Annotated in this window: 13 protein-coding genes and 2 pseudogenes; 1 reads left to right on the top strand and 14 read right to left on the bottom strand. The window is 65.6% G+C overall.

Going from position 1 to position 14815, the window contains the following annotated elements:
* Positions 1-204: 204 nt before the first annotated feature.
* The gene (locus ACFFWD_RS17680; protein WP_376967322.1) at positions 205-1980 is read right to left on the bottom strand and encodes an acetolactate synthase 3 large subunit; all 1776 of its coding nucleotides are present in this window, start codon (positions 1978-1980) and stop codon (positions 205-207) included.
* A gap of 422 nt (positions 1981-2402) precedes the next feature.
* Entirely contained in the window at positions 2403-3344 is a 942-nt protein-coding gene (gene miaA, locus ACFFWD_RS17675) for a tRNA (adenosine(37)-N6)-dimethylallyltransferase MiaA (RefSeq protein ID WP_376967320.1), read from the bottom strand.
* On the opposite strand from miaA, the gene serB reads away from it, so the two are divergent.
* Positions 3322-4227, top strand: a complete 906-nt coding sequence (serB, locus tag ACFFWD_RS17670) for a phosphoserine phosphatase SerB (RefSeq protein WP_376967318.1) — start codon at positions 3322-3324, stop codon at positions 4225-4227. The two genes, miaA and serB, sit on opposite strands and share 23 nt — an antisense overlap.
* Positions 4228-4332: 105 nt before the next feature.
* Here the strand turns inward: serB and ACFFWD_RS17665 are convergent, their stop codons facing one another.
* The 12 genes and pseudogenes from ACFFWD_RS17665 to ACFFWD_RS17610 all read right to left on the bottom strand — a co-directional run bounded on the left by ACFFWD_RS17665 (position 4333) and on the right by ACFFWD_RS17610 (position 14813).
* A complete protein-coding gene (locus ACFFWD_RS17665; protein ID WP_376967316.1) occupies positions 4333-5838 on the bottom strand; it encodes a Do family serine endopeptidase in 1506 nt (501 codons plus the stop codon).
* A gap of 167 nt (positions 5839-6005) precedes the next feature.
* Positions 6006-6206, bottom strand: a complete 201-nt coding sequence (locus ACFFWD_RS17660) for a DUF2065 domain-containing protein (protein WP_376967314.1) — start codon at positions 6204-6206, stop codon at positions 6006-6008.
* Between the two features lie 84 nt (positions 6207-6290).
* Positions 6291-7190, bottom strand: coding sequence for a protease modulator HflC (gene hflC / locus ACFFWD_RS17655; protein WP_376967312.1), 900 nt, complete (start codon positions 7188-7190; stop codon positions 6291-6293).
* Positions 7187-8326, bottom strand: a complete 1140-nt coding sequence (gene hflK, locus ACFFWD_RS17650) for an FtsH protease activity modulator HflK (RefSeq protein ID WP_376967310.1) — start codon at positions 8324-8326, stop codon at positions 7187-7189. The genes hflC and hflK overlap by 4 nt, the downstream gene beginning before the upstream one ends.
* Positions 8327-8472: 146 nt before the next feature.
* Positions 8473-8985, bottom strand: coding sequence for a dihydrofolate reductase (locus ACFFWD_RS17645; RefSeq protein WP_376967308.1), 513 nt, complete (start codon positions 8983-8985; stop codon positions 8473-8475).
* On the bottom strand, positions 8985-9470 hold the full coding sequence (locus ACFFWD_RS17640; RefSeq protein ID WP_376967306.1) for a GNAT family N-acetyltransferase: 486 nt from the start codon (positions 9468-9470) through the stop codon (positions 8985-8987). Before ACFFWD_RS17640 ends, ACFFWD_RS17645 begins: the two co-directional genes overlap by 1 nt.
* 19 nt (positions 9471-9489) lie before the next feature.
* Entirely contained in the window at positions 9490-10284 is a 795-nt protein-coding gene (locus ACFFWD_RS17635) for a thymidylate synthase (protein WP_376967304.1), read from the bottom strand.
* Positions 10285-10456: 172 nt separating this feature from the next.
* A pseudogene (locus tag ACFFWD_RS17630) lies at positions 10457-11427 on the bottom strand (tripartite tricarboxylate transporter substrate-binding protein).
* Positions 11428-11558: 131 nt separating this feature from the next.
* Positions 11559-13076 (bottom strand): tripartite tricarboxylate transporter permease, encoded by a 1518-nt coding sequence (locus ACFFWD_RS17625; RefSeq protein WP_376967302.1) that lies wholly within the window; start codon positions 13074-13076, stop codon positions 11559-11561.
* 4 nt (positions 13077-13080) lie between these two features.
* Positions 13081-13530 (bottom strand): annotated as a pseudogene (locus ACFFWD_RS17620) (tripartite tricarboxylate transporter TctB family protein); the annotation flags it as partial.
* Between the two features lie 141 nt (positions 13531-13671).
* The gene (locus tag ACFFWD_RS17615) at positions 13672-14205 is read right to left on the bottom strand and encodes a chromate transporter (protein WP_376967300.1); all 534 of its coding nucleotides are present in this window, start codon (positions 14203-14205) and stop codon (positions 13672-13674) included.
* The gene (locus ACFFWD_RS17610; protein WP_376967298.1) at positions 14202-14813 is read right to left on the bottom strand and encodes a chromate transporter; all 612 of its coding nucleotides are present in this window, start codon (positions 14811-14813) and stop codon (positions 14202-14204) included. The genes ACFFWD_RS17615 and ACFFWD_RS17610 overlap by 4 nt, the downstream gene beginning before the upstream one ends.
* Positions 14814-14815 lie beyond the last annotated feature (2 nt).

The raw sequence follows: 14815 nt of genomic DNA, 5'->3' as shown, positions 1-14815 counted from the left end.
TCCGCATCATCCGCTCGCGCGGACCACTCCCTCTCCCCGCTCTTTGCGGGGAGAGGGTTGGGGTGAGGGGCTGCTTCCACAAAAATCGTGAGAGTTGAACCCGCGGAGAGTCCCCCTCACCCGGATTGCGCTCACGCGCAATCCGACCTCTCCCCGCAAGCGGGGCGAGGTGAAGAAGGGAAGCATGCCGCGAAGAAGACATCCTCACACCAACGCCTTGCCGCCGGCGAACGCCGTTGCGGTCGCCTCGCTGGTCGCCTCTTCCGGCAGCAGCATCTCGTTGTGCGCCTTGCCCGACGGGATCATCGGGAAGCAGTTTTCGAGCGCCGCGACGCGGCAATCGAACAGCACCGGACGCTTGACCGCGATCATCTCCTTGATCGCGCCGTCGAGATCGGAGGGCTTCGTCGCCCGCAGGCCGACGCAGCCATAGGCGTCGGCGAGCTTGACGAAGTCCGGCAACGCTTCCGAATAGGAGTGCGACAGGCGGTTGCCGTGCAGGAGCTGCTGCCACTGCCGCACCATGCCCATGTACTGGTTGTTCAGGATGAAGATCTTGATCGGCAGCTCGTGCTGGACCGCCGTCGACATCTCCTGGATCGTCATCTGCACCGAGGCGTCGCCGGCGATATCGATCACCAGGCTGTCGCGATGCGCAACCTGCACGCCGAGCGCGGCCGGCAGGCCGTAGCCCATGGTGCCGAGGCCGCCCGACGTCATCCAGCGGTGCGGTTCCTCGAAGCCGAAGAACTGCGCCGCCCACATCTGGTGCTGGCCGACCTCGGTCGTGATGTAGGTGTCCTTGCCGCGCGTCAGCTCGAACAGCCGCTGGATCGCGTATTGCGGCAGGATGATGTCGTTGTTCTTCTTGTAGGACAGCGAATTGCGCGCGCGCCATTGCGCGATCTGCTGCCACCACGCCTTGATGTCTGGCTTCTTCGCCTCCGCCTTGAACACCTGCAGCAGGTCGCCGAGCACGTTGCCGGCGTCGCCGATGATCGGCACGTCGACGCGGATGTTCTTGTTGATCGAGGACGGGTCGATATCGATGTGGATCTTCTTCGAGCCCGGCGAGAACGCATCGACGCGGCCGGTGATGCGGTCGTCGAAGCGCGCGCCGACGCACAGCATGACGTCGCAATCATGCATCGTCATGTTGGCCTCGTAAGTGCCGTGCATGCCGAGCATGCCGAGCCAGTTCGGGCCCGAAGCGGGATAAGCGCCCAGCCCCATCAGGGTCGAGGTGATCGGAAAGCCGGTCGCCTCGACCAGCTGGCGCAGCAGCTTCGAGGCTTGCGGGCCGGCATTGATGACGCCGCCGCCGCTGTAGATCACCGGGCGCTTTGCGGATGCGAGCATCGCCACCGCCTTGCGGATCAGCGTCGCATCGCCCTTCACGCGCGGCGTGTAGGACACGTGCACGTCCGACTTGCGCGGCGGATGATAGGTGCCAGTCGCAAACTGCACGTCCTTCGGCACGTCGACCAGCACCGGGCCGGGACGGCCGGTGGTGGCGACGTAGAACGCTTCATGCAGCACCTTGGCGAGGTCGTTGACGTCACGCACCAGCCAGTTGTGCTTGGTGCAGGGCCGCGTGATGCCGACGGTGTCGCATTCCTGGAACGCGTCGTTGCCGATCAGGTGCGTCGGAACCTGGCCGGTGATGCAGACCAGCGGGATCGAGTCCATCAGCGCATCGGTTAGCGGCGTCACCATGTTGGTGGCGCCGGGACCCGAGGTCACCAGCACGACGCCGGGCTTGCCGGTCGAGCGTGCGTAGCCTTCGGCAGCGTGGCCGGCGCCCTGCTCGTGACGCACCAGGATGTGCTCGACCTCGCTCTGCTGGAAAATCTCGTCATAGATCGGAAGCACCGCGCCGCCGGGATAGCCGAAGATGTGCTGCACGCCGTGATCGATGAGCGCGCGCACGATCATCGCGGCGCCGGTCATCTGATTGGGGTCGTGGCTCTTGTCGGTCATGGTTCGCTCCGGATGCGCTTAACTTTTGCGCGGCTTTCGTTCGGTTCTGCTTCGGGAAATAAAAAGGGGCCCAAGAGGCCCCATGCACACCGCCTGAATTTGGATGGCCGCTAGCCATCCCCGGCGGTGCGCCTGGGTACGACGACGATAAGGATTTTGGCAATAATATTACGCATCAGACGGCCCAGACTTCCCAAAGGTTGCGCGAACATAGCGACCAAAGCCCGAATGTCAAGGCAAGGCCCCAATCTTCGCGATTTCCGCAGTGTAACGGGGTTCCGGGCGTTCGGCGAGTGTTTTTGCGCCGGCGAACGCGCATGGCTGTTGGGCGCTGTCCGAATCCGTAGCCCGGATGGAGCGCAGTGCAATCCGGGTGCTCTCGCCCTGGGCCAAGCCCCGGATTTCGCTTCGCTCCATCCGGGCTACAGGCCTAACCACCCCCGCGCCGCCTCCGGCGCGACCCATTCGAATTCCGGGAGCTGGTGGCGGAACCAGGTGAACTGGCGCTTGGCGTAATGACGGGTATCGGCCCGGCCGATCTCGGAGGCCTCCGCCTTCGTGATCTCGCCCTTCAGGTGCCGGATCAGCACCGGCACACCATGGGCCTTCATGGCCGGCAGCAGCGGGTCGAGCCTGCGGGCCGCCAGGCGCGCGACCTCCTCGCGGGCGCCGGCCTCCAGCATCGCCTCGAACCGGGCATCGATCCGGGCATAGAGGGCGTCGCGCTCCGGCGCGAGGAACAGGGCGCGGAATGTGCCCGGCGGCAGCAGCGGCGGCAGACCATCGCGATGCCAGTCGGGCAACGGCCGTCCGGTGGCCTCGACGACCTCGAGCGCGCGGGCGATCCGGGAGCGATCGCGCGGCCTCAGCCGCTCGGCCGACAGCGGATCGCGCTGCGCAAGCTCGGAATGCAGCGCCTCGACGCCGTGCTGCTCCAGTCGCGCGCGCACGCTGTCGCGCACCGCGGTCGGGATCGGCGGCACCGCGGACAGCCCGCGCGTGAGCGCCTTGAAGTAAAGACCGGAGCCGCCGATGAAGATCGGCAAACGGCCCTCCGCCCGCGCCTCCGCGCGCACCTTTGCGGCGTCGGCAACCCAGGCGCCGGCGGAGAAATTCACGGCTGCATCGACATGACCGTAGAGCCGGTGCGGAACCAGCGCCTCCTCGGCCTCGGTCGGGCGCGCCGTGATGATCCTGAGGTCGCGATAGACCTGCATGGAATCGGTGTTGATCACGATCCCGCCGGTCTTTTGCGCAAGCTCGAGCGCCAGCGCCGACTTGCCGCTGGCGGTCGGCCCTGCGATAAGCACGGCCTTGTCCACCACCATCGAACGCGCCTGCATGTCCCTCGTCGCCACGCTCATCTGCAATCCCGCGAGCCCTGCGCTCGACTCCACCATCGTCGACGGCGCGCGGGCCGTGCTGCCCTCACCCGGCCCGGCGCAGTGGCTGTTCAACGAGGTGGCCGTCGACATTCCCTTCGAAAGCCAAAGCACAAGCCGCGACGACGTCAAGGCGTTCGAAGCCCGCCTGCGCGAGGCGCGCGGCGACCTGCCGATCGATATCGTCGTGCAGCCTCGGATCGCCCGACGCAAGAAGCTTTTTCTGGCCGACATGGATTCCACCATGATCGGCCAGGAGTGCATCGACGAGCTCGCCGATTTCGCCGGGCTGAAGGCGCATGTCGCTGCGATCACCGAGCGCGCGATGCGCGGCGAGATCGAGTTCGAATCGGCGCTGCGCGAGCGCGTGGCGCTGCTCAAGGGACTATCGGTCGGCGTCGTCGACGAGGTGCTGGAGAAGCACATCACTCTGACGCCAGGCGGCCGCGCGCTGGTCATGACCATGCGCGCCAACGGCGCCTATACCTGCCTGATCTCGGGCGGATTCACGCTGTTCACCAACGTGGTCGCCGCCAAGATCGGCTTCCAGGAGAACCGCGCCAACCAGCTGCAGGTCGAGGACGGCAAGCTGACCGGCGAGGTGATCGAGCCGATCCTCGGCCGCGCCACCAAGCTCGCCACCCTGGTCGACCTGATGGAATCCTTCGACCTCGACGACATCGACACGCTGGTCACCGGCGACGGCGCCAACGACCTCGGCATGATCCAGGCCGCCGGCCTTGGGGTCGCCTATCACGCCAAGCCAGCGGTGGCCGAAGCCGCCGCGGCGCGGATCGACCACGGCGACCTGACCGCGCTGCTCTACGCGCAGGGCTATCGGCGCGACGAGTTCGTGGAGGGGTGATCCGGCAAAAGGCCGTCATGCCCGGGCTTGACCCGGGCATCCATCTTCCGATGAATCTTGTTGGCGATGGATTGCCGGGTCAAGCCCGGCAATGACGAGCGAACCTCACTGCACGCTCAGCGCGACGAAGCGCAGTTCGCCGTCGCCGTTGGAGACGAGCAGCAGCACCGACTTCTTGCCGTCTTTCTTCAACTGATCGACGCGCTTCTTGATGTCGGCGGCGTTGGAGACCGCCTCCTGCGCCACCTCGACGATGACGTCGCCGGCCGACAGGCGCTTCTCGGCGGCATCGGAGGAGGCGTCAACGCCGGTGACAATGACGCCCTTCACGCTGTCCTTGATCTTGTACTTGGTGCGCAGGTCCTTGCTCAGCGATGCGAGATCGAGGCCGAGCGCCTTCTGCGTGACCAGCTTCTCGGCCGGCTCGTCCTTCGGCTTGGCGTTGGCCTGCTGGACCTTGTCGTTGTCCTCGAGGCGGCCGAGCGTGACCTTGCGCGTCTCCTCACTGCCTTTGCGGATGATGACGACGTCGACTTCCTTGCCGACCGCAGTGTCGGCAACGACGCGCGACAGATCCTTCGGATCCTTGACGTCCTTGCCGTCGAACTTGACGACGACGTCGCCGGGCTCGATGCCGGCGGGCTTCGCCGGGCCCTTCTCGTCGACGCCGGCAACGAGCGCGCCGCGCGCCGGCTTGATGTTCAGGCTCTCGGCGATCTCGTCGGTGACCTGTTGGATGCGCACGCCGAGCCAGCCGCGACGCAGCTCGCCGAACTTCTGCAGCTGGTCGACGACGCCCGCGACCGTCTTCGACGGCACGGCGAAGCCGAGGCCGATCGAGCCGCCGGTCGGCGAGATGATCAGCGTGTTGACGCCGATCACCTCGCCGTCGAGGTTGAACAGCGGACCGCCCGAGTTGCCGCGGTTGATGGCGGCGTCGGTCTGGATGTAGCTGTCATAGGGCCCCTGGCTGATGTCGCGGTTCTTGGCCGAGACGATGCCCGCGGTCACCGAGCCACCGAGGCTGAACGGATTGCCGATCGCGACCACCCAGTCGCCGAGGCGGAGCTTGTCGCTGTCGCCGAACTTCACCGCCGTGAGCGGCTTGGTCGGCTTGAACTTCAGCACGGCGAGATCGGTTTTCTTGTCGACGCCGACCAGCTCGGCCTTGATCTTGGTGCCGTCGTTCAAGATGACGTTGATCTCGTCAGCGTCGGCGATAACGTGATTGTTGGTGACGACGATGCCCGAGGTGTCGACGATGAAACCGGAACCCAAGGAATTGGTCTTGCGCGGCTGAAACTCACCGCCCTTGTCGCCACCCTTGCTGCCACCGCCCGGCCCGCGGCGGTTCTTGAAGAAATCGTCGAAGAACTCCTCGAACGGCGACCCCGGCGGCAATTGCGGCATCGCGCCGCCGCCTTTGGCTTCCACGGTCTGCGAGGTCGAGATGTTGACGACGGCGTCGATCACCTTCTCGGCGATGTCGGCGATACCCTCGGGACCGCGCGCAGACGCCGGCACCGAACCCAGCATGCTTGCAGCTCCGATCGAGATCGCCGCTCCGATCAGGCGGAGGCGGCGGCTCAGGGCTGGTCTGGCAGCGGTCATATCGGCTTATCTCCAGGCGAAAGGGGTGAATTCTTAGGCCGCACAGTGCGCCCGAACGTGGCCGCGGCGCAAGCATCCCGGCCGGATATTTCGGCGAAAAGCCGATCGCAAACGCCTCACGTTTGCGTTCATTCCAGCGCACTTTTCGCGCGGGAACTTCAGCACGATCAGCGCCGCACCACCCAGATCAAGACCAGCCCGGCGACCGCCGAACCGATGCCGACGACGCGCAGGATGTTGTCGGGCGTCGCCATCGCGCTTTTCATCGCGCGGCGCATCCACGCGGGGCTCGCAGCGAACAGGATGCCTTCGAGCACGAACAGGATTCCCACACCGATGAGGAAGTCGGCGAACGCTATGGACCTCATCGGATGGCAACCTCCCGCTTGCGGTTTCTTTTTCTTGGCGTGGCGGCGGCGCGCTGTCCGCGTCGCCGCCGTGTTAGGACCTGGCTATTTCGGCGCGGCGGCCGCCTCGGGCCGCTTGCCGGTCGGGTTGCCGAAATACCTGAAGAAGTCGGAGTCCGGCCGCAACAGGAAGCGGGTATCGCTCGCGCGAAGTCCGCTTTCATAGGCCGACATCGACCGGTAGAAGGCGAAGAAGTCCTGGTCCTTGCCGTAGGCTTCCGCAAACAGGCGGTTGCGCTCGGCATCACCAGCGCCGCGGGTCTGCTCCGCCGTCGAGTTTGCTTCCGCAATGATCACGGTCGCTTCGCGATCGGCCTTCGAGCGGATCTCCTGTGCCTTCTGGCCGCCCTGGGCGCGGAATTCGGCGGCTTCGCGCTGCCGCTCGGTCTTCATCCGCTCGTAGACGGCCTGGCTGTTCTGCTCCGGCAGGTCGGCACGGCGGATCCGCACGTCGACAACCTGGATGCCGTAGCCGTCGGCTTCGCGGTCGAGCTGCTCGCGGATCCGCGACATCAGCTTCTCGCGCTCGTCGCGGACCACCGTGATGAAGGTGACCTCGCCGAGCACGCGGCGCAACGCCGCGTTCAACAGCGTCGTGAGCTGCAGGTTGGCGGCCTGGATCGAGCCGACGCTGGTATAGAAGCGCAGCGCATCCTTGATGCGATAGCGGGCGAACGCGTCAACCACCAGTCGCTTCTGGTCGGAGGCGATCACTTCCTGCGACGGGTTCTCGAGGTCGAGAATGCGCTTGTCGATCGAGATGACGCTGTCGGTGAACGGGGCCTTGTAGTTCAGCCCGGGCTCGGTGATGACGTCAACTGGCCTGCCGAACCGGACCACGAGGGCCTGCTCGGTCTGCTGCACGGTGAACACCGAGCTGTAGGCGATGATGATCAGAACGAACAGGACTATCAGGGCGGCAATGCCCGCAACGGGGGACCTCATCGCGTGCCTCCCTGCGGCTGGCCGGTCGTGGCGGGCGCTGCCGGACGCCGCGGCGTCAGTTCGCCGAGCGGAAGGTAGGGCACGATGTTCTGGCCCGGGCCGCCGTCATAAACCAGCTTCTCGGAACCACCGAGCACGCGCTCCATGGTTTCCAGGTAGATGCGTTCACGCGTCACGTCGGGAGCCTTCTTGTACTCTTCATAGACCTTGAGGAAGCGCGCGCTCTGGCCCTTGGCCTCGGCGACCGCCTGCTCCTTGTAGCCTTCGGCGGCCTGGATGATCTGCGCGGCACGGCCGCGCGCCTCGGGCACGATGCGGTTGGCGTAGGTCTGCGCCTCGTTCTGCAACTGCTCGAGGTTGGCGCGTGCCGCCTGGACGTCGCGGAACGCGTCGATCACCTGCGCCGGCGGGTCGACCTTCTGCATCTGCACCTGGGTGATCTGGATGCCTGCGCCGTAGGTGTCGAGCGTCTTCTGGATCAGGTCCTGGACCGCGGTCTCGGTCGAGGTGCGGGCGCCAGTGAGGATCGGCTGAATCATCGAGCGGCCGATCACCTCGCGCATCGCGCTTTCGGCGACCGCCTTCACGGTGCCTTCGGGGTTCTGGATGTTGAACAGGAACTCGCCGGCACCGTTCGGCTTGATGCGCCACAGCACGGTGAAGTCGACGTCGACGATGTTCTCGTCGCCGGTCAGCATCAGGCTCTCCTCCGGCACGTCGCGCATGGTGCGGCCGCGCCGGGCGGGATCGTCGATCAGGGTCATGCCGATCGAGATCGTGTTCACGCGCAGCGCCTTCGGCAGCAGCACGGTCTCGATCGGATACGGCAGGTGATAGCGCAGGCCCGGCTGCGCATCGCGCACATACTTGCCGAAGCGGAGCACGACGCCGAGCTCCTCGGACTGCACGCGGAAGATACCGGAGGCAAACCAGATCGCGAGCGCGGCGACCAGCACCAGCGCGATCCCCATGCCGCTTAGATGTCCACCGGGCAACCATTGCTGCAGCCGGTCCTGGCCACGGCGCAGGAGGTCTTCAAGGTCGGGCGGCCTCGGCCCGACCGATTGCGGACCTGAGCCCCATGGCCCTTTCGGACCCGAGCCCCATGGCCCTCCGCCCTGATTCTTCCACGGCATCAAACATCTCCTCGGCAAGCCCGGACCGGAACGGCGCGGGCTCGAACGTCCGGCCCGGTTATAGGGGACCGTCGGGGCCCTTACAACGCAAGCTTCCTGGCTCGACGAGCTATGCGCCGGGCCATATTTGTCAATGCAAACATTGGTTAACGTTGGCGGCGCCGACGATATGTCACATAGGAAAAGTCGGCGCTGTCGTCCGGACCGGCCGGATTCCGCACGCGCGAGACCTCCTCCCAGTCGTTCGCATCGATTGTGGCAAAGCGCGTGTCACCGTCTGGGCTAACATGGACTTCGGTGATCTCGAGCCGGTCGGCCACGTCCATCCACTGGGCGTAGATCTCGGCGCCGCCGATCACGGCAATCTCGGTGGCGAACCGCCGCAGCGCGTCGCCAAGCGCGACCGCGCGGGCATTTTCGAACGACGTCGTGACAACGGCGCCGCGGGCGCGGTAGCCCGCATCGCGCGTCACCACGATGTTGGTGCGGCCCCGCAGCGGCCGGCGCAGCGATTCGAAGGTCTTGCGCCCCATCACAACGGGCTTGTTCAAGGTGATCGCCTTGAAGCGCTGCTGGTCGCTTTTCACTCGCCACGGGATTGCGTTGTCGCGCCCGATCACGCCGTTCTCCGCGACCGCGACGACGAGCACGACCTCCATTAGCGCGCTCCTTCCGCCAGTGAGGTGAGCGCGGGACCGGAGACGCGGCAAATCGTCCACTCGTCCATCATGACGGCGCCGAGCGACCTGTAAAACGCGATCGACGGCGCGTTCCAGTCGAGCACCGCCCATTGCAGGCGCGACCAGCCGTTGGCGAGGCACTCCTTCGCCAGATGAACCAGCAGCGCCTTGCCGATGCCCTTGCCGCGCAGCGCCGGCCGCACGAAGAGATCCTCCAGATAGATGCCGTGGCGGCCGGCGAAGGTCGAGAAATTGACGAACCAGACGGCGAATCCCGCCGGCTCGCCGTTCCATTCCGCGATGTCGCAGTAGAGCCGCGGGTTGGCGCCGAACAGCGCCTCCGTAATGTCAGCCTCGCTGGCGTGAACCTCGTGGAGCAACTTTTCGTACTCGGCGAGCTCGCGGACCAGCGAGTACACCAGTCCGGCCTCATCGGGCCGCGCGCGGCGGATGGTGAGGGACATCAAACGCTCACACCGCGACTCATACAGCCACCTGGGCCTTGATATGCGGATGCGGGTCGTAGCCTTCGAGTTTGAAATCCTCGTAGCGGAACGCGAAGATGTCCTTCACGTCCGGATTGATCGTCATGGTCGGCAGCGGCCGGGTCGGCCGCGTCAGTTGCAGGCGCGCCTGTTCGAGATGGTTCGAGTAGAGATGCGCGTCCCCGAGCGAATGCACGAAGTCGCCGGACTTCAGGCCCGTCACCTGAGCGACCATCATCGTCAAGAGCGCGTAGGAGGCGATGTTGAAGGGCACGCCGAGGAACACGTCGCCGGAGCGCTGGTAGAGCTGGCAGGACAATCTGCCGTTGGCGACATAGAACTGGAACAGGCAATGGCACGGCGGCAGCGCCATCTTGTCGACCTCGGCCGGATTCCAGGCGCTGACGATCAGCCGCCGCGAATCCGGGTTGCGCTTGATCATCTCGATCACATTGCTGATCTGGTCGATGCTGCGGCCGTCGGGCGCAGGCCAAGAGCGCCATTGCGAGCCGTAGACCGGGCCGAGATCGCCATTGGCGTCGGCCCACTCGTCCCAGATCGTGACGCCGTTGTCGTTGAGGTATTTGATGTTGGTGTCGCCGGCCAGGAACCAGAGCAGCTCGTGCACGATCGCCTTCAGCGGCAACCGCTTGGTGGTCAGCATCGGGAAGCCGGCCGACAGGTTGAAGCGCATCTGATGGCCGAAGATCGACAGCGTGCCGGTGCCGGTGCGGTCGTGCTTCTCCGCGCCGTCGGCGAGGATGCGTTCGAGCAGGTCGTGATACTGGTTCATGGCGTCTTTTCGGGCCCTTCGGGGAAGCGGCGAATTTAGCGGCCGGGGCCGCCGATCGACACGCCGATTCGGGACTTCGCACCGATTATACCCGGAAAAATGATACGCAGATTGCAAACAACAAGGGGCGGAACCGTGTTCCGCCCCTGCCCTATCCACTTGATTGCGCTAGCTAACTTGCCGGCTTGAGCACCGGCGTCCACTTCGCGATCTCGCTTTTGACGAGGCCCGCGAGCGCCTCCGGCGTGCGGCCGGCAGGAGCCGGGATGACGCTGCCGAGTTCGAGCAGACGCTTGCGGACATCTTCGTCGTCGAGCGCCTTGATCGCCGCCGCATTCAGCGTGGCGATGATCGCGGGCGAGGTTCCCTTCGGCGCGAAGATCGCGTTCCAGGCCTGGGCCTGGAACGCCGGCAGGCCGGCTTCGCTGGTGGTCGGCACGTTGGGCAGCGACGGATTGCGCTCGGCGGTCGCGACCGCATAGGCCTTGATGGTGCCGGCATTGATCTGCGGCACGGCGTTGACGATCTGGTCGCACATATAGTCGACCTGGCCCGCGACCAGCGCGTTCATCGCAGGACCGGTGCCGTTGAAGGGCACGCCGACCGGCTTGACGTCGAGGATCGAGTTTAACAGCTCGCACGACGCGTGGGAGACCGAGCCGACGCCGGCATGCGCGGCGTTGACCTTCTCGGCATTGGCTTTCACGTAGGCCACGAACTCCTTGAGGTCCTTCGGCGGAAAGTCCTTGCGCGCCAGGATCAGGATCGGCGTGCCGGCGAGCAGCGCGACCGACTCGAAGTCCTTTTCGGGATGGTAGGCGAGCTTGGGATAGAGCGGCAGCGAGGCGGCGTGCGTGCCCATATGCCCTGTAATCAGCGTATAGCCGTCATTGGCGGCCCGCGCGGCGCGCGTCGTCGCGGTGGTGCCGCCGGCGCCGACCACATTCTCGATGACGATGCTCTGTCCGAGCGTCTGCGCCATGTGCGCGGTGACGATGCGCGAGATGACATCGGTCGGACCGCCGGCCGCGAACGGCACGATCATGGTGATGCTGCGCGTCGGAGAATTCTGCGCCGAGGCCGGTGCGGCAAGGCGCACAGCGCAGCAAGGCACGCGCCCGCAAGCGAGCGAATGGACATCATCGCGAAATCCCCCTGGGAACGTCCAACCAACAAAAATGCCGGCCCAACCGGCCGGCATTTTCATTTCACGAGACGACCGCGAGTGTCGATTCGACTTCCGCCTGCGGCGCGCCGACGCAGGGCCGGCGCGCTCAGCTCTCGGACTCCACGAACACCTCATCGCGCTTGGCACGCAGCGCCGGCAGCACCGCAAGGATCAGCAGGCCGGCCGCAATCGCCATCAGCACCGCCGACAACGGGCGCGTGACGAACACGCTCCAGTCGCCGCGCGAGATCAGAAGCGCGCGGCGCAGGTTCTCCTCCATCAGCGGCCCCAGCACCATGCCGAGCAACAGCGGCGCCGGCTCGAAATCGTGCTTGATCAGCCAGTAGCCGACCAGCCCGAAGAAGCCCGCGAGGATGACGTCGACCGGCGCGTTGTTCACCGAATAGATGCCGATCGCGCAGAAGATCACGATCGAGGGGAACATCAGCCGGTACGGCACGCGCAGCAGGCGGACCCAGATGCCGACCAGCGGCAGGTTGATGATGATCAGCATCAGATTGCCGATCCACATCGAGGCGATCATGCCCCAGACCAGATCGGGCTGCTTCTGCATCACCTGCGGGCCCGGCACGATGCCGTGGATGGTCATCGCGCCGACCATCAGCGCCATCACCGCATTCGGCGGAATGCCGAGCGTGAGCAGCGGAATGAAGGAGGTCTGCGCCGCAGCGTTGTTGGCGCTTTCCGGCGCCGCCACGCCCTCGATCGCGCCGCGGCCGAACCGCGACGGATTCTTCGCGAGCTTCTTCTCCAGCGTATAGGCCGCGAACGAGGCGATCACCGCGCCGCCGCCCGGCAGGATGCCGAGGATCGAACCGAGCACGGTGCCGCGCACGATCGCAGGCGACGAATCGACCAAGTCCTTCCTGGTCGGCATCAGCCCGGTGATCTTCTGTTGCACCAGGTCGCGGTTCATCTCGGCACCGGCGTCGAGGTTGCGGATGATCTCCGCAAATCCGAACACGCCCATCGCCACCGTCGCAAAGCCGAGGCCGTCGGCGAGCTCGGGGATGTTGAACGCCATGCGGGAGGCGCCGGTCTCGATGTCGGAGCCGACCATCGACAGCAACAGGCCGAGCACGATCATCGCGATCGCCTTCAGCACCGAGCCCTTGGCGAGCACCACCGCGAAGATCAGGCCGAGGACCATCAGCGAGAAATATTCCGCCGGACCGAATGCGAGCGCGAGCTTGGTGAGCGGGGCGCCGAGCACGGCGATCAGGACGGTGGCGACGCAGCCGGCGAAGAACGAGCCGATCGCAGCGATCGCAAGCGCAGGGCCCGCGCGGCCCTGCTTGGCCATCTGGAAACCGTCGAGCGCGGTGACGACGGACGTCGCCTCTCCGGGAATATTGACCAGGATCGAGGTGGTCGAGCCGCCATATTGTGCGCCGTAGTAGATGCCGGCGAGCATGATCAACGCGCCGACCGGCGGCAGGCCGAACGTGATCGGCAGCAGCATCGCGACGGTGGCGATGGTGCCGATGCCCGGCAGCACGCCGACCAGCGTGCCCACCAATGCGCCGATCAGGCACATCAGGAGATTGATCGGCGAGAGGGCGACGACAAAACCGTGGGCGAGATTGGCAAACAGTTCCATCACGCCCTCACTGGATCAGGAAACGCGGGAACATCGGCATCGGAAGTCCCAGCACATAGGGAAACAGCAGCGCGCAGCCGAGCGTCAGACAGGCGCCGACGATGATCGCCTCGAGCCATTTTGTCTCATACGTGCCGAGGGCGGCGATCAGGAAGCTGGCAAACGCTGACACGACGAGCCCGAGCGGCCTGATCGCCAGCGCAAAGAACACGATCGCCGCCGACACGAACAGCGGTCCGCGCCATGAATAGGCCGCGATATGCGGGCCGTCGTTCAGTATCCCCATCAGCGCGACGACAGCGCCGAGGATCAGGAGCAGCACGGCGAACATCCGCGGTGCGGTTCCGGCGCCGAACGAAAATCCGTGCATGCCCTGCAGATCGCTCGAGGCCCACAAGGCGAACAGGGCGATCGCCATCAGGGCCACCCCGCCGACAAAGTCCTGCGGACCACGTACCCACTTCGGCAGGATGGATCTGACCGGCGCGTGGCTCGGCGTATCACTCATGGCTACTCCCCCCGGCAGGGCTGTCCCGCCCGTTTTGATTGGATGGCTTTGGCTTGTGGTGCTGGCCCGAAGCCTTGCTAGCGATTTTCGTCACACAACGCCAGCAAAACCCAAGATGCCCCCGGCGAGCAACATCCAAAAAGGATTGATCCGCGTCGCAAAGGCAAGCGCGGCTGCGACAATGGTGATCAGGGCTGCGATCCAACTTTGATCTGATGTCCGCGCCAGGATCAGGGCGCTTGCGGCCATCAGGCCGATCGAAAGCGGAACCAACGCCGCCTGAATGATCGCCGGCCAGCGCGCGTCGCGCGAGCGCTCGAGGAAGCGGCTCACATAATAGGCAAGCAGTGCGGTCGGGCCGCACATCGCAACCGTCGCCGCGACTGCGCCGGCGATGCCTGCGACAGAATAGCCGATCAACGTCACGATCAGGACGTTCGGTCCCGGCGCGAGCTGCGAAATCGCAAACACGTCGGCGAACTGCTTGTCGGTCATCCAATGCTGCACGTCGACCGCCACGCGGTGCATTTCGGGAATGGCCGAATTAGCCCCGCCCACCGCAAACAGCGACATCAGCGCAAATGTCCAGATCAGGGTCGCGATCGGATTTGGGGGCGCGGTCATGGCTTCACCCTGCGGCGGGCCAAAACCGTGATCGCAAGGCTGAGTGGGATTGCGACCAGCAGCACGATCTGCAGCGGCCATCGAACGAGCCCGATCGCGACGAACACCGCGACCAGGATGAGAAGGCCGATGACGTCGCGCCGCTTGAGGAGCGGCATCATCATCTTGAGCACGACCGCGACCAAAAGCCCGACGGCCGCGCAGGAGACGCCTTCGAGCGTGCGGCGAAGGGCGTCGATTTCGCCATAACGCGCGTAGAGCGCAGCCAGGATCGTCGCAATCACCATCGGCGGCCCGACCAGCCCGGCGAAGGCGGCGAGACCGCCGGCGATGCCGCGGAAACGCGAGCCGAACACGACCGACAGGTTGACGATGTTCGGGCCGGGCAGGAAATGGCAGAGCGCGAAGGTCTCGTTGAACTCCTCCGCCGTCATCCAGCGATGCTTTTCGACGATGCCGCGGCGGGCCCAGACCAGGACCCCGCCAAAACCGGCCAGCGACATCTTGGCAAAGGCGATGAACAGCTCGAACAGGCCGGGCTGATGGGGCGGATTTGGAGCTGGAACGTCCGGCGCCGGGGCGGCGGCCGGCGGAGGATCCGGAGGCATGG

The organism is Bradyrhizobium erythrophlei, assembly GCF_042430365.1.
GTDB lineage: Bacteria > Pseudomonadota > Alphaproteobacteria > Rhizobiales > Xanthobacteraceae > Bradyrhizobium > Bradyrhizobium erythrophlei.
This window is presented reverse-complemented; position numbering and strand designations above follow the sequence as displayed.